This window comes from Streptomyces sp. Rer75, from assembly GCF_013414305.1.
Classification (GTDB): Bacteria; Actinomycetota; Actinomycetes; order Streptomycetales; family Streptomycetaceae; genus Streptomyces; species Streptomyces himastatinicus.
Window position 1 is genome coordinate 7,716,126 of record NZ_CP058693.1, and the last position, 19,318, is coordinate 7,735,443.

General features: G+C 71.7%; 22 protein-coding genes. 7 read left to right on the forward strand and 15 right to left on the reverse strand.

Annotated features, from left to right (window positions below; translation table 11 throughout):
• Positions 1-55: 55 nt before the first annotated feature.
• The 7 genes from HYQ63_RS33230 to HYQ63_RS33260 all read right to left on the reverse strand — a co-directional run bounded on the left by HYQ63_RS33230 (position 56) and on the right by HYQ63_RS33260 (position 5,276).
• Positions 56-379 (reverse strand): TcmI family type II polyketide cyclase, encoded by a 324-nt coding sequence (locus HYQ63_RS33230; protein ID WP_009714127.1) that lies wholly within the window; start codon positions 377-379, stop codon positions 56-58.
• A gap of 4 nt (positions 380-383) precedes the next feature.
• Positions 384-848, reverse strand: coding sequence for an SRPBCC family protein (locus HYQ63_RS33235; protein WP_179937475.1), 465 nt, complete (start codon positions 846-848; stop codon positions 384-386).
• Between the two features lies 1 nt (position 849).
• Complete coding sequence (locus HYQ63_RS33240; RefSeq protein WP_179937476.1) at positions 850-1,107, reverse strand: acyl carrier protein; 258 nt, start codon at positions 1,105-1,107, stop codon at positions 850-852.
• Positions 1,107-2,375 carry a beta-ketoacyl synthase N-terminal-like domain-containing protein gene (locus tag HYQ63_RS33245; RefSeq protein WP_179937477.1) on the reverse strand — a complete coding sequence of 423 codons (1,269 nt, stop codon included), beginning with the start codon at positions 2,373-2,375 and terminating at the stop codon, positions 1,107-1,109. The genes HYQ63_RS33240 and HYQ63_RS33245 overlap by 1 nt, the downstream gene beginning before the upstream one ends.
• Positions 2,372-3,631 carry a beta-ketoacyl synthase gene (locus HYQ63_RS33250; protein ID WP_179937478.1) on the reverse strand — a complete coding sequence of 420 codons (1,260 nt, stop codon included), beginning with the start codon at positions 3,629-3,631 and terminating at the stop codon, positions 2,372-2,374. Before HYQ63_RS33250 ends, HYQ63_RS33245 begins: the two co-directional genes overlap by 4 nt.
• Positions 3,628-4,035, reverse strand: a complete 408-nt coding sequence (locus HYQ63_RS33255; protein WP_063730698.1) for a cupin domain-containing protein — start codon at positions 4,033-4,035, stop codon at positions 3,628-3,630. The genes HYQ63_RS33250 and HYQ63_RS33255 overlap by 4 nt, the downstream gene beginning before the upstream one ends.
• A 74-nt stretch (positions 4,036-4,109) precedes the next feature.
• Positions 4,110-5,276 (reverse strand): SchA/CurD-like domain-containing protein, encoded by a 1,167-nt coding sequence (locus HYQ63_RS33260; RefSeq protein WP_373689171.1) that lies wholly within the window; start codon positions 5,274-5,276, stop codon positions 4,110-4,112.
• Between the two features lie 159 nt (positions 5,277-5,435).
• Between HYQ63_RS33260 and HYQ63_RS33265 the strand changes: the two genes are divergently transcribed.
• Positions 5,436-7,073, forward strand: a complete 1,638-nt coding sequence (locus HYQ63_RS33265; RefSeq protein ID WP_179937479.1) for an FAD-dependent monooxygenase — start codon at positions 5,436-5,438, stop codon at positions 7,071-7,073.
• 50 nt (positions 7,074-7,123) lie between these two features.
• Here HYQ63_RS33265 and HYQ63_RS33270 read toward each other — a convergent pair whose 3' ends face one another.
• Both HYQ63_RS33270 and HYQ63_RS33275 read right to left on the reverse strand, forming a co-directional pair.
• Entirely contained in the window at positions 7,124-7,756 is a 633-nt protein-coding gene (locus tag HYQ63_RS33270) for a DedA family protein (protein ID WP_257232301.1), read from the reverse strand.
• Positions 7,753-8,535, reverse strand: a complete 783-nt coding sequence (locus HYQ63_RS33275; RefSeq protein WP_179940758.1) for an MBL fold metallo-hydrolase — start codon at positions 8,533-8,535, stop codon at positions 7,753-7,755. The genes HYQ63_RS33270 and HYQ63_RS33275 overlap by 4 nt, the downstream gene beginning before the upstream one ends.
• 99 nt (positions 8,536-8,634) lie before the next feature.
• Here HYQ63_RS33275 and HYQ63_RS33280 point away from each other — a divergent pair, with 99 nt between their 5' ends.
• Positions 8,635-9,228, forward strand: a complete 594-nt coding sequence (locus tag HYQ63_RS33280; protein WP_179937480.1) for a MarR family winged helix-turn-helix transcriptional regulator — start codon at positions 8,635-8,637, stop codon at positions 9,226-9,228.
• 7 nt (positions 9,229-9,235) lie between these two features.
• A complete protein-coding gene (locus HYQ63_RS33285) occupies positions 9,236-10,156 on the forward strand; it encodes a DMT family transporter (RefSeq protein ID WP_179937481.1) in 921 nt (306 codons plus the stop codon).
• A 10-nt stretch (positions 10,157-10,166) separates the two neighbouring features.
• Here the strand turns inward: HYQ63_RS33285 and HYQ63_RS33290 are convergent, their stop codons facing one another.
• Positions 10,167-10,652, reverse strand: a complete 486-nt coding sequence (locus HYQ63_RS33290; RefSeq protein ID WP_179937482.1) for a GNAT family N-acetyltransferase — start codon at positions 10,650-10,652, stop codon at positions 10,167-10,169.
• A gap of 92 nt (positions 10,653-10,744) precedes the next feature.
• Here HYQ63_RS33290 and HYQ63_RS33295 point away from each other — a divergent pair, with 92 nt between their 5' ends.
• Together HYQ63_RS33295 and HYQ63_RS33300 are read left to right on the forward strand one after the other, a co-directional pair.
• A complete protein-coding gene (locus tag HYQ63_RS33295) occupies positions 10,745-11,170 on the forward strand; it encodes a cupin domain-containing protein (RefSeq protein WP_179937483.1) in 426 nt (141 codons plus the stop codon).
• An 8-nt stretch (positions 11,171-11,178) separates the two neighbouring features.
• Positions 11,179-11,910 (forward strand): SDR family oxidoreductase, encoded by a 732-nt coding sequence (locus HYQ63_RS33300; RefSeq protein WP_179937484.1) that lies wholly within the window; start codon positions 11,179-11,181, stop codon positions 11,908-11,910.
• Positions 11,911-12,044: 134 nt separating this feature from the next.
• Here HYQ63_RS33300 and HYQ63_RS33305 read toward each other — a convergent pair whose 3' ends face one another.
• Entirely contained in the window at positions 12,045-12,734 is a 690-nt protein-coding gene (locus tag HYQ63_RS33305) for a polysaccharide lyase family 7 protein (protein ID WP_179937485.1), read from the reverse strand.
• Between the two features lie 123 nt (positions 12,735-12,857).
• Positions 12,858-15,275 carry a SpoIIE family protein phosphatase gene (locus tag HYQ63_RS33310; protein ID WP_179937486.1) on the reverse strand — a complete coding sequence of 806 codons (2,418 nt, stop codon included), beginning with the start codon at positions 15,273-15,275 and terminating at the stop codon, positions 12,858-12,860.
• Between the two features lie 209 nt (positions 15,276-15,484).
• On the opposite strand from HYQ63_RS33310, the gene HYQ63_RS33315 reads away from it, so the two are divergent.
• On the forward strand, positions 15,485-15,682 hold the full coding sequence (locus HYQ63_RS33315) for a hypothetical protein (RefSeq protein WP_179937487.1): 198 nt from the start codon (positions 15,485-15,487) through the stop codon (positions 15,680-15,682).
• 12 nt (positions 15,683-15,694) lie between these two features.
• A complete protein-coding gene (locus HYQ63_RS33320; RefSeq protein WP_179937488.1) occupies positions 15,695-16,099 on the forward strand; it encodes a type II toxin-antitoxin system VapC family toxin in 405 nt (134 codons plus the stop codon).
• A gap of 62 nt (positions 16,100-16,161) precedes the next feature.
• Here HYQ63_RS33320 and HYQ63_RS33325 read toward each other — a convergent pair whose 3' ends face one another.
• Genes HYQ63_RS33325 through HYQ63_RS33335 form a run of 3 tightly spaced genes read right to left on the reverse strand, consistent with a single transcriptional unit; the run spans position 16,162 to position 19,227 of the window.
• Complete coding sequence (locus HYQ63_RS33325) at positions 16,162-17,025, reverse strand: hypothetical protein (protein ID WP_179937489.1); 864 nt, start codon at positions 17,023-17,025, stop codon at positions 16,162-16,164.
• A 10-nt stretch (positions 17,026-17,035) separates the two neighbouring features.
• Complete coding sequence (locus tag HYQ63_RS33330; RefSeq protein ID WP_179937490.1) at positions 17,036-17,704, reverse strand: class I SAM-dependent methyltransferase; 669 nt, start codon at positions 17,702-17,704, stop codon at positions 17,036-17,038.
• Complete coding sequence (locus HYQ63_RS33335) at positions 17,704-19,227, reverse strand: alpha/beta hydrolase (protein WP_179937491.1); 1,524 nt, start codon at positions 19,225-19,227, stop codon at positions 17,704-17,706. Before HYQ63_RS33335 ends, HYQ63_RS33330 begins: the two co-directional genes overlap by 1 nt.
• Between the last annotated feature and the right edge of the window lie 91 nt (positions 19,228-19,318).

A 19,318-nucleotide genomic window follows, 5' to 3' on the forward strand; every position in this document is an offset into this window, starting at 1 on the left:
AGCCCGTTCGAAGAGTGCGCCCGACGGCGGGCCGGGCCCTCGCCCGGCCCGTCCACTAGCACTCCCAGCGGTAGAACTCCCTCGCCATGGCGTCCTTCGGCTCGCGCCAGGTCGCCGGGTCGTAGGCCTGTACGTACGCCGAGAGGCGTTCGCTGATGGCGCGGAACTCCGGATGGCCGGCCACCCGTGCGACTTCGGGCCCCGGCGGCTTGTCGGCCTCGATCAGATGCAGATACACATCGCCGAACTGGAACAGACTCCGGCCGCGCACGCCTATCAGGTGCGGCAGTTCGCCATTGCGGTCCGATTCGTCGAATACGGCGGCTATGTTCTGTGCCGCATTCTCCTTCATTCGGGCCACTATCAGTTCACGGTGCATTTCCTCACGCCTCCACCCGCGCGCGGGCGCGCTGCTCGATCTTGTCCCGGATCAGCTCCATCTGGATTTTGGAGTTTCGGTTGATGTGCTCGGTCATTCCGGCGTCGTCGACCGGTGCGTCCGGCTTCATCTCGAAGTCCTGGGTCCAGCGCATGCGGGTGCCCTCGGGCTCCTCCTCGTACTCCCAGCGGATGTTCATGAAGGCGAAGGGCCCGGTCTCCACCCGGCGCGCCCAGACGGTCCGCACATCGCGGGCCGTCTCGCGCTCGGAGACCCAGCTCCAGACCTTGCCGTTCTCGTCGGGGTGCATCGTCAGCCGGAAGGTGGTGGTGTCCCCGTTCCGCTGGAGCACCTCGAGCGACGCGTACTCGCTGAACAGGTTCGGCCAGTTCTCCAGGTCGTTCGTCATGTCCCAGACGAGGTCCAGGGGCGCCTTGATGAGGATCTCGTTGTCGGTGTGGCCGGTCATCTCATGCTCCCGTGGTGAGTGAGGTGTTGATGACGTCGAGGAAGTCGCCGGGGGTCTTGGCGCTCTCGGCGCCGGGCTCGATGGGGGTGCCGTACCGGTTCTCCAGCTCGCCGACGATCGCGAGCAGGCCGAGCGAGTCCAGCCCGTACTCCTCGAACGTGGCGGTGGGCCGGGTGCGCATCAGCTCCGGGTCGACGGTCAGTCCGGCACAGCGCTTCATGAGCGAGGCCAGGTCTCCGTAGGACAGTTGACTGGACATCACATATCTCCTTCCGGGCCGCGGAGCACGAGCGCCGCGTTGCAACCCATGAGCCCCCGGCTGAGCACCAGCGCGGTCCGGGCCCCGCAGGCGCGGGAACTGCCGGTGACGAGGTCGAGGTCATGGCATACGTCGGTGACGTACGGGGTGGGCGGCACGACGCGGTGTTCCATGGCGAGCACCGCGGCCGCCACGTCCAGGACCGGAGCCGCGCAGTACGCCCGGCCGAAACCGGCCTTGGGGGCGGTCACCGGCACCCGGCTGCCGTGGGCGCCGAGCGCGTCGGCGATCGCCAGGGCCTCGGCGCGGTCCGCCTCCGGGGTGCCGAGGGCGTCCGCGAACACCACGTCGACCTCCTCCGGGGCGCACCCGGCCTCGGCCAGCGCGACACGGATGGCCTGCGCCAGCCCCTCCCGGGACCGCTCCCACATCGACGGGCCGGTGAAGGTGGCGCCGTGGCCGAGGATCCGCCCGCGGACGCGCGCCCCGCGGCGCAGCGCCGCGCCCTCCTCCTCGACGATGAGCATCGCCCCGCCCTCGCCCGGCGCGAAGCCGCAGGCGTCGGCGGTGAACGGCAGATAGGCCCGGCCCGCGTCCCGGGCCAGGCTCATCTCCTCGTACCCCAGCTGGCAGACCACCGAGTACGGGGCGAGCGGCGCCTCGGCGGCGCCCACCACGATCGCGTCCGCCCCGTGCCGGATCGACCGGCAGGCGTGCGCGAGCGCGTCCAGACCGCCCGCCTCGTCGTTCGCGACCACCCCGCACGGTCCCTTGAACCCGCCGCGGATGGAGATCTGGCCGGTGCTGGCCGCGTAGAACCAGGCGATGGACTGGTACGGGCCCACATAGCGCGGCCCCTTGCCCCACAGCTGCTGAAGCTCGCGCTGGCCGAACTCGCCGCCGCCGGATCCGGACGCGGTCACCACGCCCACCGCGTACGGCGACATGTCCCGGCGCGGCAGCCTTGCGTCGTCCAGCGCCAGCTCGGCCGCGGCCATCGCGAAGTGGGTGAAGCGGTCGGTCTGGACGAGGTACCGCTCCTCGATCAGCGAGCCCGGATCGAAGCCGCGGACCTGGCCCGCGACCCGCAGCGGGGAGTCCTCGCAGCCCTCGCGGGTGAGCCGGTCGAGGAAGGTGATCCCCTCCCGTACGCCCTTCCAGAAGGCATCCGTCCCCACACCGTTGGGCGCCACGATCCCCATTCCGGTGATCGCCGCGCCCCGGATGTGCTTCCTGGCTGTGCTGGTCGTCTCTACGGTCGCGTTCATGACGCACCCCCATGACTGAGCACGACCGCGGACTGGAAGCCGCCGAACCCGCTGCCGACCGAGAGCACATGGCGCAGCGGCAGGGAGCGGGCGGTGCGCGGCACATAGTCCAGATCGCACTCGGGGTCGGGATTCTCGTAGTTGGCCGTGGGCGGCACCACGCCGTGCGCGAGGGCCAGGGTGCAGGCCACGACCTCGATGGCCCCGATGGCGCCCAGCGAATGCCCCACCATGGATTTGATCGAACTCATCGGCGTCCGGTACGCGTGATCGCCCAGCGAGCGCTTGACGGCGGCCGTCTCGTGGCGGTCGTTCTGCTGGGTGCCGGACCCGTGCGCGTTGACGTAGTCGATGTCGGAGCTGTTGACGCGGGCGTGGCCCAGGGCGTGGTCGATGGCCTCGGACATCTCCAGGCCCTCCCGGGTCAGCCCGGTCATGTGATACGCGTTGCCGTAGGTGGCGAACCCCCTGATCTCGCAGTAGATCCGGGCGCCGCGGGCGCGCGCGTGCTCCAGCTCCTCCAGGACGAGCACGGCGGCGCCCTCGCCCAGCACGAAGCCGTCGCGGCGCGCGTCGAACGGCCGCGACGCGTGCTCGGGGTCGTCGTTGTTGGCCGAGGTCGCCTTGATCGCGTCGAAGCAGGCCACCGTGATGGGGGAGATGGGGGAGTCCGCCGCGCCCGCGATGCACACGTCGGCCCGGTTCTCCTCGATCGCCTGGAAGCCGTACCCGATCGCGTCCAGACCCGAGGTGCAGCCCGTCGAGACGGTCTGCACCGGCCCCTGCGCCCCGATCAGCTCCGCCACCCCGGAGGCCAGCGCGCTGGGCGAGAACGCCCGGTGCAGATGCGGCCCGGCCCGCCGGTGGTCCACGTTCCACGACTCGCCCTTGTTGCTGACCTCGACGTAGTCGTGCTCCAGCCGGGTGGTGCCGCCGACCGCGGTGCCCAGCGACACCCCCGTACGCCACTGGTCGCCGCCGGTCTCCAGACCCGCGTCCCGCACGGCCTCCCCGGAGGCCGCCAGAGCGAACTGCACGTACCGGTCGGAGCGTTCGACCTGCTCCGTGGTCAGCCCGGCGGCCACCGGGTCGAAGTCGCATTCGGCGGCGATCCGCGAACGGAAGCCCGCGGGGTCGAAGAGGGTGATGCCGCGCGTCGCCGTACGCCCGGCGGTGAGCATGTCCCAGAAGGCCGGAACACCCACGCCCCCCGGTGCGACCACGCCGAGCCCGGTGATCGCCACCCGTCGCGTCACGATGACGCCTCGGCAGGTTCGGTGGCCTCCGTGTCCACGTGCCCCAGCTCGGGACGGGGAGCCAGCGGGCCCAGATGGAAGACCATCCGGGCCTCGGTGTCGCCGACGTTGCGGAAGCGGTGCCGCATGTCGCGGGGGATCAGCAGGCCCTGGTCGGGGCGCAGTTGGTGCGCCGTCCCGTCCAGGTCCACCTCCAGGTCGCCGCAGACGACGAACACGAACTCCTCGGAGTACGGGTGGTAGTGCTCACCGATGCGCTCACCCGGTTGCATGAGGGCCAGGCCCATGAAGCCGCTGGTGGCGCCCACCGTGCTCGGGGTGAGCATGGCGCGCAGATCGCCGCCGCGCCGCGTGTTGTGAGCGACGTCGGCGAGGTCGACGATGTGGGGGGACTGCGTGGTCATGATCGGTGCCTCCGGACATGGAACGTGACATGGGGGACGTAAAGGGCGTGAAAGCCGTAAAGAAGGGGGGAATGTCAGTAGTCCGCCGCCCGGCGGTCGGTGACCGGCTCCATGTCGCAGTCCGCGAGGAAGCGCCGCAGCCCGTCCGCGTGGGACAGATCCCGGTCCGGGCCGCCCTCGATGAGACGGCTCAGCACGGCGGCGGCGCGCTTGCCGCCGACACCGACCGAAAGGGCGGGGTCCTGGTCCAGCGGCGCCCTCATGTCGACCATCCGGACGACGAGGTCCTCGTGCTGGAAGATCGTGCTGCTCACCAGGGGCGCCGTACCGCCGTTCATCGCCAGTTCGTCCTGGCGGGCCAGCAGCCGGGCCACGGCCGTGCCGGACCCCTCCCGCACCGGGTAGCACAGGGCGTGCCGCCGCAGCGGTCCCGCGGGCGCGCTGCCGTCTCTCCCGTTGACCGCCGTCAGGTGGTGCACCACCGGAAGCGCGGCCCGGTAGAAGAACTCCCGCGCCGCATCCGGGTCGTCCAGGTCGCGCGGCTCCTCCAGATACGGGTTGACGGCCGCCTCCACCGCACGCACCTCGGGCTGCCGCGACACATGGCGCAGGGCCGCCACCAGGTCGCCCTTGACCTCGACGGCCCGGACCACGCGGTTGCCGGTCATGAACAGCGACGTCCGGCACAGCCGGGTGGTGTCGTCCACCCGCGTCTCCATCGGGGCGTAGTCGGCCAGGATCGCCGCCACGTCCTTCTCCGAACCGGGCTTCACCGTGAACGTCAGGCCGTGCCGGACCAGCCCGTCGCCGATCCGCGGCGCGGCCTGGAGCCGGCCCCGGGCCGCCGCCGTCCCGCGGCCCCGCTTGTCGGTCTCCCGCAGGATGCCGAAGCGCAGCGACCGGGTGTCCTCCACGCAGCCGTGCATGGGCTTGACCATCTCCCGGTGCGCCTCGCTGTCCACCCAGGCCAGGAAGGGCGGGGCGCTCTCCCACTCGCTGGTGATCAGCCACTTGGAGGGGTCCTCGATCGACTGGCACAACTGGTCGCTGAGGTGCCCCGGAACCGAGGCCACCTGCTGGCACAGCTCGTCATACGCGCGCAGAAAACGCTCCTCGGCACCGCTGCGCACATCCAGCAGCAGCACCACGCGCAGCCGCGAATCGGCGAGTGAGGACTGCGAGGACCGCGTGGTCATGGATGGTGTCGTGGTGGGCTGTGGAGTCTGGGGCAGGGTGCTCATATTCCACTCCTCCTAGGGGGATGCGTCCTTCCTTGGATGCGCCGCCCGTCAGACCGATCGTGGGGCGCTCCCACGTATGGCGCGAGATTTGTGAGCCATCTGAGGGAACGCCTGGTCAGAGCCCCGAACGGGCCTGGAAACACCGGGCATAGCAGCAAGATGAACCGTCTTGCCGAGACTGCTGAACGCGTCCCCGTCCTCATCGCGGGCGGCTCCCTGGTGGGCCTGTCCGCCTCACTGTTCCTGGGCCGTCTGGAGATCGGCCACCTGCTCGTCGAGAAGCATCCACGGACCTCCCACCACCCGCGCGGGCGCGGGAACAACATCCGCACGATGGAGCTGTACCGCACCGCCGGAGTGGAGTCCGCGATCCGCGAGGCGGCCGCCGTCCTGGCCGACAACCACGGCATCATGCAGACCCCGTCGCTCGCCGGAGACGAGCACAACTGGCTCTTCCGGGACATCGACCCGGGCGGCAAGGCCGCCCGCATCAGCCCCTCCGCCTGGTGTCTGTGCAGCCAGAACGACCTCGAACCCGTCCTGCTCAAAGCCGCCCAGGACCTCGGCGGCGACCTCCGCTTCGGCACCGAGCTGCTCTCCTTCGAGCAGGACGCCGACGGGGTCACCGCCGTCATCCTGGACCGCCGCACCGAGGCCCGCTCCACCGTCCGCGCCGACTACCTCATCGCCGCCGACGGCCCCCGCAGCCCGGTCCGCGAGGCGCTCGGCATCGGCCAGAGCGGACACGGCGAGCTGTTCCACAACGTGTCCATCACCTTCCGCGCCAAGCGGCTCGCCGACGTCGTCGGCGACCGCCGCTTCATCGCGTGCTACCTCACCAACCCCGAGGCCGACGGGGCGCTCCTGCCCGTCGACAACCAGGAGCAGTGGGTCTTCCACGCCCCCTGGCACCCCGAGCGCGGCGAAACCCTGGAGGAGTTCACCGACGAACGCTGCGCCCAGCACATCCGCACCGCCGTCGGCATGCCCGACCTGGAGGTCGAGATCACCGGAAAGGCGCCCTGGCACGCGGCCGAGCGGGTGGCCGACCGTTACGGCTCCGGCCGCGTCTTCCTCGCCGGGGACTCCGCCCACGAGATGTCCCCCACCGGCGCCTTCGGCTCCAACACCGGCATCCAGGACGCCCACAACCTGGCCTGGAAGCTCGCCGCCGTCCTCGGCGGCTGGGCCGGTCCCGGCCTGCTGGAGACGTACGGCACCGAGCGGCAGCCGGTCGCCGAGGCCACCAGCGCCCGGGCCGCGTCCCGCTCGGCCGAGCACAGCCACCCCGGCTACTCCGCCCCGCCCACCGCGGGCCCGCAGAGCAACGTCATGGCCGTCGCCATGGGCTACCGCTACGTGAACGGCGCGGTCCTCGGCGCCAACCCGGCCGCCCCCGCCGTACCCGACCGCTTCGAGATCTCCGCCGAACCCGGCAGCCGCGCCCCCCACATGTGGGTCCACCGCTGCGGGGTCCGGCTCTCCACCCTCGACCTGTACGAGCGCACCTGCGTGCTGCTCACGGGCCCGGGCGGCGCCGCCTGGCACGAGGCGGGCCGCCGCGCCGCCGACGCCCTCGGCGTCCCCCTCGACTGCTACCGCGTCGGCACCGAACCGGACCACGAACTGGCCCCCGAGCCGGGCACCGACTGGGCCGAACTCCACGGCACGGCCCCGGACGGCGCGGTCCTGGTCCGCCCCGACGGCTTCGTGGCCTGGCGCGCGGAACGCGCCGCGTCCGACCCGTACGCGCTGCTGACGGAGGTGCTGCGGGAGGTATTGAGCCTGGGCAGCTGAGCGCTGCCCCGGCGGGGGTGCGGGGGCGGAGCCCCGCACCTAACCCGCACCTAACCCGCGCCGTGGCGCCGCACCACGCGGCGCCACGCGCCCGGGGCCACGCTGATGGCCACCGTCAGCAGCACGGCCGCCACCACCCCCTCCCACGGCTCGCGGAACAGCGAGCCGCCGAGCAGGCCGATCAGCTGGTACGTCCCGGCCCAGGCCAGCGCCGCCGGGGCCGCGCCGCGGGCGAACCTCCGCAGCGGCCAGCGGGCCAGCAGACAGGCCAGCATCACCGGGATCCGGCCCGCCGGGACCAGCCGGGACAGGACCAGCACCGCCACCCCGTGGTCGGTGAGCTTCGTCCGCGCCTGGTCCAGCCGCTCCGGCGCCGCATGGTCGTGGATGCGCTCCAGCCACCGCGAGCCGTTCTTGGACCGCACCCCGCGCCGCCCCAGCCAGTACAGCGCGAGGTCCCCGAGGAACGCGGCCAGCGCGGCGACGCAGAAGCTGAACAGCAGCGAGAACGGCGAGGACTGGTGGATCGCGACCACGGCCGCCGAACTGACCACCGCCCCGGTCGGCACCACCGGCACCAGTGACCCCAGCACCACCAGCAGGAACAGCGACGGATAGCCCACCGCCTGCTGCGTCGACTCCGGTGGCACGGTGCGTGCCAGCTCGCCCAGTTCGCCTATCACCTGGCGGGCTCCAGCCGCACGCACTCGCCGTGCCGCAGCCGGTGCACCGAGGCGTCGGGGGCCAGCCGCCCCGCGTGGCGGACGAAGTCGTCGCCCGGCGCGTGGAATTCATGCGGCCGCACGGCGTCCAGGCCGATCGGCCAGTACGTCCCGTAGTGCACCGGCACCGCGCTGCGCGCCCCCAGCTGGGCCAGCGCCTCGGCGGCGCGGCCCGCGTCGAGGTGGCCGTGGCCCAGGTACGGGCCCCAGCCGCCGACCGGCAGCAGCGCCACGTCGCACGGGCCGACCGCGTCCGCCATCGCGTCGAACAGCCCGGTGTCGCCCGCGAAGTACGTGGTGGCCTCGCCGTGGAGCACGTACCCGAGCGCGGGCGCCCGGTGCGGCCCGAACGGCAGGCGGCGGCCGTCGTGGGCGGCGGGTACGGCCCGGATCCGTACGTCGCCGACCGACACCTCGTCGCCCGGCCGCACCTCGGTGACCCGCAGGTCGCCCGCCGCGGCCACCCGCCGCAGCCCCGGCACGGCCCGCCCGGCGCCGTACGGCACGATCAACCGGGTGCCGGGCCACAGCCGGGCCAGCGAGCCGAGGTGCAGATGGTCGGCGTGCAGATGCGAGACGAGCGCGACGTCCGCCACCGCCGCGTCCGGCGGCGGCACGGGCCCGCGGCGGCGGCGCAGATGGGCCAGCCGCCGTACGAAGAGGGGATCGGTCAGCACCCGTACGCCGGAGTCCCGCACGGTCGCGGTGGCATGCCCCCACCAGGTGATCTCCACCGACACGCGGTGCCTCCCGTCGCGCACGTACCACACCGTCGGGTCCGATCCTCTCACTCCGGCGGCCCTCGTTTGCAGTCACTCGAAGCAGGATATGCATGAGTCATGCATGGCTCGGACGCTGAAACCGACACCCGAACCGACACCGAACCCGACATCGAGCGCGTGGCGAATCTGCTGGGCGCCGCGGCGCTGGCCGTCACGGACGACCTGCTCACCGCCCCGGCCGCCGCCTCCCGCCTCAGCATGAGCGCGGCCGCCGCCCTGATCGTCCTGCACGCCGACCCCGGCGTGAGCGTGACCGAGCTGGGCCGCCGGGTCGGCCTCACCCAGTCCGCCGCGGTGCGGATGGTCGACGGGCTGGAGCGGTCCGGCCTGGTCGAGCGGCGGCGTACGGTCGGCAACTGGACCGGCGTCCACCCCACCTCCCACGGGCGGCGCACCGCCGAGCACCTGCTGACCGCCCGTACCTCGCACCTCGCCGGGGTGCTGCACGGCCTGGACCGGACCGAGGTGCACGACCTCGGCCGACTGCTGGCCAAGCTGCTCGACGGCCTCTACCAGGGCTGCGGCGCGGCCGACCGGATGTGCCGCATGTGCGACCGCGACGCCTGCACCCACCAGGGCGCCCCCTGTCCGGTCGGCGCCGCGGACCGGGCGGCGGCCGCCGAGCGCGAGGCCGCGGCCCGCGAGGAGTGAGCCCGCGATGGGTGAACTGCTCGCCCTCACCTCCGCGCTGTGCTTCGGCACCACCCACTTCCTCAGCGGTCTGGTCTCCCGCCGCCACCACGGCGTGACGGTCGCCGCCTGTGCCCAGGCGGGCGGTACGGCGGTGAGCCTGGTCCCCGTCCTCCTCACCCACGCCGCCCCCGCCCCGCCCTCGGCCCTGGCGTGGGGCGCCCTGTCGGGGGTGGGCACCGGGGTGGGGGTGGCCTGTCTGTACCGGGCGATGAACACCGGCCCGATGAGCGTGGTCGTCCCGGTCAGCGACATCACGGCCGTCGGGGTCCCGGTGGCCGCCGGGATCGCCTTCCTGGGCGACCGCCCCTCACCCTCGGCCCTGACCGGCATCGCCCTGGCGCTCCCGGCCCTCTGGCTGATCTCCCGCGGCGGCACCGGCCACGCGCCCACTGCCCAGACGCCCACCGGCCGGACGCCCACCGCCCAGATGCCCACCGCCCAGAGGCCGACTGCCCAGCCGCCCACCGGCCGCCGCGCCGCCGCGCCCCTGGTCACCGCCCTCATCGCGGGCCTCGGCCTCGCCGTGCACTTCTTCGCGCTGGCCCGCGTTCCCGCCGACGCCGGGTGGTGGCCGGTGGTGGTCAGCCGCGTGCTGTCGGTGGCCGTCATCCTGGCGCTGCTCCCGGCGGTGGGCGCGTCCGTGCGGCTGCCCTGGCGGGCCGCCGTCACGGCGGCCGCCGCGGGGGCGCTCGGCACGCTCGCCACCGTCCTGTATCTGCTGGCCACCCGGCAGGAGTTGCTGTCGGTCGCCGTCGTGCTCTCCGCGCTCTATCCGGCGGTGCCGGTGCTGCTGGCGCTGACGGTGTTGCGGGAGCGGATCACCCGGCCGCAGGTGGCCGGGGTGCTGGGCGCCGGGGCGGCCCTCGCGCTCATCGCCCTCGGCTGACCCGCCGCCGTCATGCTCGTCCCAGGACCAGCACCAGTTCGCCGATCTCCCGCCCCCGCGCCGTCGCGAACGCCCGCTCCTCCCGGGTCACCCGGAACCCGCACTTCTCCAGCACCCGCAGCGAGCCCGCGTTGTCCGCGGCGACCCGTGCGTACAGCGGGCGCCTCGGCACCTCCTCCAGGAACGCGGCCAGCGCGCGGGTGGCGATCCCCTTGCCCCAGTGCTCGCGCCCGATCCAGTAGCCGACGGACGGATCGCCGTACTGCTCGAACCCCAGCACGTTCCCGGCCACCCGCCCGTTGTACAGCACCGTCCGCTTGACCACGGTGTCGTCGCCGAGGATCCGGTCCCAGCGCTCGTCGAAGGCGACCCGGTCGTCCGGGTCCTCGGCGGTGAAGGCCGCCATCCGGTTGGCCTCCGCGTCCCGGTGGTAGTCGAAGAAGACCGCGAGGTCCTCCCGGTCCACCGCGCGAAGCCGCACCCTGGGTCCGCTCATGTCCTCAGTGTGCACCGGAGTCTGCACCGGCCGACAAATGCTCGCGCGGGTCGTCACCATCAGAAGGCCCCTGCGGTCTTTACTTATGACTCATGTCGAGCGATGAATCGAGCAAGAAACCACGCTCCGAAGCGTGGAAGACCGCACTGACCACGCTTCAGACAGCAAAGCCGCCCTTCATTCCGGAGGGGGCAGAGGTGATGACCGTCCTCATCGAATACCCCCCGGGTGACCCGGGAACCCCTCCGCACCGGCACTCCGGTCCCGCATTCGGATACATGCTCGAAGGGGAAATGCTCTTCGAGCTGGAAGGCGAGCCGGAGCGCGTGATCAAGGCCGGAGAGACGTTCTGGGAGCCGGGCGGCGACGTCATCCACTATCAGGACGGGAACAACCGAACGGATTCCTGGAGCCGTTTCCTCGTGACGATGATGTGCGCGCCGGGTCGGCCCATGTTGACCCTGGTGGACGACGAGGAACTGGCCCAGCGCAAGGACCGACGCGCTCCGCGGAAATGAAGGTGACCATGAAGATCGCAGTTCTCGGCGGGACCGGCCTCATCGGATCGAAGGTCGTGAAGAACCTGACGGCGGGCGGCCATGAGGCCGTGGCCTGTTCGCCCTCCACGGGGGTCGACATCATCACCGGAAAGGGATTGGAAGAGGCGCTTTCCGGTGCCGACGTCGTGGTCAACCTGACGAATTCCCCGACCTTTGACGACGCCTCTGCGGCGTTCTTCCGGACCTCGATGGACAACCTTCTGGCCGCCGCCGGTAAGTGCGGGGTGCGGCACGCCGTCATCCTGTCGATCGTCGGCGCGGAACTGGTGCCCGAACTCGTCTACTACCGGGCCAAGGTGCTCCAGGAAGACATCCTCAAGGCGGGGCCGATTCCGTATTCGATCGTCCGCGCCACCCAGTTCATGGAGTTCATCGACACGGTCCTGTCCTGGACCACCGACGGCGACACCGTCCGGCTGCCCGCGACGCCGATCCAGCCGATCGCCGCGCAGGACGTCGCCGACGCCGTCGCCGAAGTCGCCGTCGGCGCCCCGCTGAACGGCACCCGCGACATCGGCGGGCCCGATGTCTTCACCCTCGATGAACTCGGCCGGGTCACCCTGGACGCGCGTTCCGACAGCCGCACCGTCGTCCTGGACGACACCGCCGGCATGTTCGCCGCCATCCGCGGCGATGCCCTCACCACCAAGGGGGACACCCGCCTTGCCCCCACCCACTACACCGAGTGGCTGTCCTGAGCCGGTCCGTGGGGTGATGCGTACGAGGTGAAGCGGTCCCGCGCGTGGCGCGCTGTGGACGTGTCGCACCGGCCGCCGGGCGACGGCGACCGGTGCGACGTACGGCCCTACGTACGGCCCTACGTGACCCGGTACTACTTGACCCAGTAGCGCACGTTGCGGAAGCGGGCCTCGGCCTTGCCCGAACCGTGGTGGTAGACGCCGTTCTTGAAGTAGCGCGTGGCCGGTCCGCGGTCGTCGGCGGTCAGCACCAGCTTGTCGTCCGCGTAGACCTGGATCGTTCCGGCGCTCGCGTCATGGGCGACCTTCAGGTTCCACCAGGTGTTGTAGATCCCGGTCTTGATGGTCTCGTTGGTGTAGCGCTTGAGCGTGCCGCCGTTCGCGCTGGACGCCCGGAACATGATGTCGGTCGCGGGGGTCCCGGACGGGCGCTTGGTGCGCAGGATCTGCATGATGTCCGCGCCGTTGGTGCCGGACGGGACGTACACATCGGCGTCCCACATCTGCTTGCCCGAGGTGTAGTCGTTCTTCCAGCGCATCTCGGTGCGCGGATTGGTCGAGTTGCCTTCCTCGAACGGCTCGTCGGTGGCGTTCACCCACATGGTGTGGGTCTTGGTGCTGGAGTTGTAGCTGTAGCGCTCGCTGAGATCCAGGTTGTACGGCTTCTGCATGCTGTACGTGTACGACTTCTGCGTCCAGCCGTCCGTCGGGTCGGCGGCCGGGGCGGCCGCCGTCGCCCCGTGCGCGGTCGCCGTCCCCGTCAGCGCGGCCATGAGCGCGCCGACGGCGACGCCCACCCTGACCCTCGTGCGTAACGCGGGCATGTGCCCACCTCCAGTCGTCATGGTCCAGACCAGGCGTCAACGTAGGCCAGGGTTGATGACGTGTCCATATCAATGAACGAGTTTCTTCGCTTTCGCAGGTCTCGTTCAGGGATGTGACCCGGTTCAGGGGTGCGGTCCGACCAGCTGCTCGCACCAGATGGTCTTGCCCGTGTGGGTGTGCCGGGTGCCCCAGCGCTGGGTGAGCTGGGCGACCAGCAGCAGCCCGCGGCCGCCCTCGTCGGAGAGGCGGGCCCGGCGCATGTGGGGCGCGGTGCTGCTGGCGTCGGACACCTCGCAGATCAGCGTCCGGTCGCGGATCAGCCGCAGCTGAATGGGGCCCTCCGCGTGCCGGATGGCGTTGGTGACCAGCTCGCTGACCACCAGCTCCGTGATGTACGACGCGTCCGCGAGACCCCAGGCGTCGAGCCGGCGCGACGCCCACGACCGGGCCGACGCCACGGTGACCGGGTCGGCCGCCAGATCCCGTACGGCGAACCGGTCCGTGCCCAGGGCCTGGGTGCGGGCGATGAGCAGCGCGGCGTCGTCGGCCGGGTGGTCCGGCAGCAGATCGCCGAGCACGTGGTCGCACAGCGCATCGAGGGAGGGCGCGCGGTGGGTGAGCGTCCGGCACAACTCCGCCAGCGCGCCGTCCAGTTCGCGTTCCGGTTCGCGGAAGCCGAGCAATCCGTCCGTGTAGAGCGCGAGCAGGCTGCCCGGCGGCAGCTCCACCTCCACCGCCTCGAACGGCAGCCCGCCGAGGCCCAGCGGGGGACCGGCGGGCAGATCGAGCAGCCGCGCCTCGCCGTCCGGGGTGACCACGGCAGGCGGCGGATGCCCGGCCCGGGCCACTGAACAGGTGCGGGTGACCGGGTCGTAGACCGCGTACGTACAGGTGGCGCCGAGGATGGCGGGGTCGCCCCCGTCGCTGCTCCCCGCCTCCGCTTCCGCTTCCGTTCCCGTCTCTGCCGCGAGCCGGATCACCACATCGTCCAGATGCGTCAGCAGCTCGTCCGGCGGCAGATCGACATCCGCCAGCGTGCGGACCGCCGTGCGCAGCCGTCCCATGGTGGCCGCCGCGCTGATGCCATGGCCGACGACATCGCCCACCACCAAGGCGACCCGCGCCCCGGACAGCGGAATCACATCGAACCAGTCGCCCGCCAGCCCCGACCGGCCCCCCGCGGGCAGATAGCGGGACGCGGTCTCGACCGCCGCCTGCGCGGGAGTGCCCCGCGGCAGCAGGCTCTGCTGGAGGCTGAGCGCGGCGGTGCGCTCGCGGTCGAAGCGGCGCGCGTTGTCCAGACAGATCGCGGCCCGCGCCACCAGCTCCTCGGCCAGCAGCTGGTCGTCCTCCGTGAACGGGTCCTTGGTCCGCCGGTAGAACATGGTGATCCCCAGCGTCATCCCGCGCGCCCGGATCGGCACCCCCATGATCGACTGGAACCCGTACTCCCGGAACTTCTCCGCCCGGGCGGGGTCCCTGGCCAGCCAGTCCCGCATGTCCCGGTCCGTGACCCGGTGCCGGGTCGACCGGCCCGTGGCCATGCAGCGCACGGCGGGCGTGTACGGCGGGTAGAAGTCCACCTCGCCCGGCTGCCGCACCGCCTCCGGCGCCCCCTCGATGATCGACTGGTTCGCCGCCCGGCGCAGCGCCACCACCCCCGTGAACGGACCCGGCTCATCGCCCCTGAGCAGCGTCTCCAGCAGATCGACGGTCACCCAGTCGGCGAGCCGCGGCACCACCGCGTCGGCGAGTTCCCGCGCGGTGCGCATCACGTCCAGGGTGCTGCCGATCCGGGTGCTCGCCTCGTTCAGCAGCGTCAGCCGCTCCCGGGACCGGATCTGCTGGGTCACGTCGGCGACCGTCGTACACAGCCCGAGCGTCTCCCCGTCCGCGCCCCGCAGGGCGGACGCCGAGGCCAGGAACACCGAGTCCCGGTCCGGGTTCGCGGGCAGCCGACCCCGCATCTCCCCGCTGAACGCGGTCTCGCCCGTCTCCAGCACCCGGCGCAGCCGCTGCTCCCACGCCGCCGCGTCCGGACCCGTCAACACCTCCGGCAGCCGCAGCCCCTTGCGGTCGGACTCCGAGATCCCCGACATCCGCGTCATGGCGGCGTTCTGCCGAATGCACCTGAGATCCGTGTCGTACATGGTCACGGCCACCGGGGACACGGAGAACAGCCAGTCCACGACCGCCCGCTCCACCTCCTGCGGCAGCGGCCCCGCGGCGTCCTCGACCGACGCCACCAGCACCCACTGCCCCCGCGTGGCGCGATCCATCAGCCGGTGCCCCGCCCCGCGCACCCGCACCACCCGGCCATCGGCACCCCGCACCGACAGCCACCCCAGCCAGTCGTCCCGCTCCGGCGGCCCCTCCCAGAACGGCGCCCCGCCCTCCACGGTGAGCAACTCCCCGGCCCGCCGCCCCACGGCGTCCTCCGCGGTATGCCCCAGCGCCCGCTCGGCACCGCGGTTCCAGCCCGTGACGATGCCGAACTCATCGACCGTGATCACGGCGGTCCGCGGGGCCTCGGCGTTCATGCGCCCATCTCCTCCTTACCGAGCATGCACCCGCCGCCAGGGCCGTTCAAACGAGCGGGCGACGGCCGGTCACTCAGCGGAAGCGGGCGCCTTCATTGAACTGGACATTTGTTCGAGCTATGCCCTGTCGAGGGAATATTCGGGGCCTACTGGTGCACGGCGCCGTATGCTGAACAGCGCCAGCCCGCAGCGCCCCGGTGGAGGTCCCCATGAGCACACCTGAAGCGGACCACTCCTTTCATCCGCCGATCAGGCCCCGGCTGTCGGTGGAAGAGATGCTGGCGGCGAAGGGTACCCAGCCAATCCGGTCGCTGGACGACCTCGCCGCCGACACATTCGAGTCGGACGAGGAGCTGGAGGAGTTCCTGGCGTTCACGTACGCCGAGCGTCATCACGACGCTGCCTGAGCTGCCGCCGCCATGCAACCCGTCATTCTTGACACCGACGTCGCCTCGCTCACGCACAAGCGCAAGCTCTCGGGGGCGCTTGCTACCCGATTGATCGGTCGCAAGCCACTGATCACCTTCGTGACCCTCGGCGAGCTGACCAAGTGGACAGAGATCCGGCACTGGGGCACCCGCAGTCGACAGGAACTGGCCGACTGGCTCTCCGGTATTCCGATTCTCCCCGGCGATGAGCCGGTAGCGGCGATGTGGGGTCGCCTGTCCGCGGCGGGTGTCCAGCGCGGGCGGCCCCGACCCGTCAACGACATGTGGATCGCAGCCTGTTGCCTCACTTACGACCTGCCGCTGGCCACGCTCAACCTCAAAGACTACGAGGACTTCCAGGCCCATCACGGACTGCGCATTCTCGGCACGGAGTAGGGCCCGGCTGAGGACGGCACCGTGCACTGAGCAGCGCCAGCCCGCGGCGTCCCGCGGGCGGCTCAGGCGGCCCGCCGGTCGCGCTTGGTGTTCCGGCGGAGGTGGGCGATGAGCGACGCTGTGCTGGCATACGTGCCGATCGCGGCCACCAGCGTCAGCCACATCGGTCCATGGTCGTGCAGGTTGTTCACGAGATACATGCCGAAGAACGCGGTGCCGGCCGCGGACCGCACGTCGTTCCGCTGCCACCAGTGCTGTCGGGGCGCTTCCGCCTCGGCGAGCTGCCGTGCGTATGCGGCCACGGGCCCGAATTCCTCCTCGGGCTCACGTCCGCATTCCGCGAGGTGGCGGCTCGCTTCCCGGGTGAGTTCGGCCGCGCGCGCCCGCGGGAGCGCGTGGCGTCCTTCCAGGAGCCGCGGCAGCTTGCGCAGCCACGCCTCGGACGGCAGTCGCTCGTGGGCGGGGGCGGTCGGCGGCTTGGAGAACAGCACCCATGAGGGGAGCAGGACGCCCAGCGCACCGATGGCGGGCGTCGGCACGTGTGCGATCACGGTGTCGGGCCCCTCGACCAACGCGACAGCGGCGACGACGACGGCGGCGATGGCCGCCAGCCCGCAACCGGCCGCGCGGCGGCGGGAGCCGGAGTGCAGTGCGAACTGCACGCCGTGCAGGGCAGCCACGGCGGCGGCGATGGCGACGCAGCCGACGAGGGCGGCGGTGGTGAGACCGGTCATGAGGCCGTTCGTCACGAACTCGTACGCCCCGGCCCCAAAGGTCATCAAGCCCAACTGCCCGGTCACGGCGACGGCGTAGTCGGTGGCCGTCATCGCGTCGGGGTCGCCTCCGGCCCGTACGGCGGCGGGCCGCCGCCCGCTCGCCACGGCCTCGGCGAAGTCGTCCGGGCGGCCGAAGGTGTCCCTGTCCATGCCGGTCACCTCAGCCGGGGCGCTTGGCCGTGACGACCAGACCCGGCCCCGTTTGCTCATCCGCGGGGAGCCGGAGTTCGGCGACCGGGCGCAGTCCGGCCTGCTCGATCAGGTCCACGAGGTGTTCCGGCCGCCATTTGTATGTCGTCCAGCGGATGGGCACACCTCCGTAGCCCTCGGTGCGCACCGCGTCTTCGTCGCCGACGTGTGTCGCGGTGATGAAGTGTCCGCCCGGCTTCAGGGCGCGCGCGAACAGGGCGAGAACCTGAGGGAGGACGTCACGGGGGAGGTTGAATAGTGACCACCACCCGAGCACGCCGCCAAGGGAGGCTTCACCGAGGTCGAGGTCGGTGGCGGAGGCGACGCTGAAGCGGCATTCGGGATGAAGACGGCGCGCGTTCTCGATCATGCGAGGGGAGAGATCCACCCCGGACACGTCGAGTCCGCGTTCGGCGAGGTAGGCGGTCACCGTTCCGGGTCCGCAGCCGACGTCGAGCACAGGCCCGAGGTCGCTCACGGTGTCGGCGAAGGCGTCGATCGATGCCTTGAGCCATGGATGCCTACGGATGTCGCCGAGCCCCGTCGTCTCCACCATGTGGGCGTAGTTGTCGGCCACGCGGTCATAGGACTCACGGACCACGTCGAGATCGGCTGGGCGGGCAACACGGTCTAAGCGCATCAGCCAACCATAGGGGCGGCGCGGCAGAGCGTGTCCTTTTCCGGCATCGTGCCCTCGACCAGGTAGCGCGTGGTGGTGTTCAGCGTGCAGGGGTTGTCGCCGAGGACGTAGGCGCCGTGACCGGTGTCGTCGACGCTGAGCAGCCGGGATCGGTCCGCGAACTTCCGGCGGAGCATCTTCCCGCCCTGGTGCGGCGTCGCCGGGTCGCGCAGGTTCTGTACGAGCAGCACGTTCCGCGGTCCGTCGTCGTCGACCGCGACCGGCGGCTCGGCCGGGGCGTACGGCCAGAAGGCGCAGGGCGTGATGTTGGCGGTGGCGGCGCCGAACAGCGGGTACCGCTCGCGGTCCTTGGCGACGCCGTGCCGGTAGGTGTCCACGTTCTCGGGCCACTTGATGTCGTTGCAGGTCACGGCGAGGAAAACCGACAAGGCGTTGTCGAACGAGGACGGCACCTCGCCTGCGGTGGCGTTCTGCGGCAGCAGGCGGCGGGCCGCCGTGGCGTCGCCGCCTGCCAGCGCTTGCCACTGCTGGGCCAGCTTGGGGTACTGCGTCTTCTTGAACAGATTGCCGAAGGTGTACTGCCGCAACAGGCTGCCGTCGAAGCCTGCCACCGGAGCCTTGTCGAGTCGCTCGGCCAGGGTGACGTAGGTCCTGCGGACCTGCGCGGGAGTACGGCCCAGGCCGTAGCTGTCGTGCCGTGCGGCTGCCCACGCCGCGAAGTCGGGGAACGACTGCTCCGTCCCGAGGGCGTAGCGGCGCAGGCCGTCGCGGTCGAGGTGGGTGTCGCCGATGTTGCTGTCGAGCACGATCCGGTCGGAGCGCTCGGGGAACATCGACGCGTAGGCGGCGCCCAGCGCCGTGCCGTAGGAGTAGCCCAGGTAGCTGGTCTTCTCCTCGCCGAGCGCGGCCCGGATGCGGTCCAGGTCGCGGGCGGTGTTCGCCGTGGTCACGTGGCGCAGCAATCCGTTGCGGTCATGGCGCGCGCACTGCTCGGCCACCTGCTCGGCGACCTTCGCCCGTGCGGTGACCGCCGCGTCGTCGGCCGCGTAGGGAGGGATGTTGGCGAAGTAGGGGCCGTCCGGCGTGAACCCGCAACGGACCGGTGCCGAGTGCCCGATGCCGCGGGTGTCCATGCCGATCAGGTCGTAGCGGTCCAGGACGTCGGCAGGAACGCCCCGGGCCACGAGCAGCGCGGGCAGCGCCAGTCCGGACCCTCCGGGGCCGCCCGGATTGAGCATGAGTGTCCCGCGCCGCTTGTCCGGGCGCGCACTGGCCAGCCGGGAGATCATGAGGTCGATCCGGGCGCTCCCGGGGTCGGCGTAGTCCACCGGCACGGACACGGTGGCGCACCGCAGCTCGGTCGGAGCCGCCTCGGCCACGACGTCCTCGGGACAGGTGCCCCACCGCACCTGCGGCGCCCGTGGCCCGTCCGCCACGGCGGGCGCCGCGACCAGCGAGCCGCTGAGGCCGAGGACGGCCGTCACCAGGGCCGCGTACCGGCCGATACTGCATCGTCGTTTCATGTTTCCGTCTCCCCATACCCGTCTCGTCGGCTGTGGTCGCTCCCATCGCACTCCGTGCCCCAAGGGCATGGTCAACACCGTCCCGCTGGTG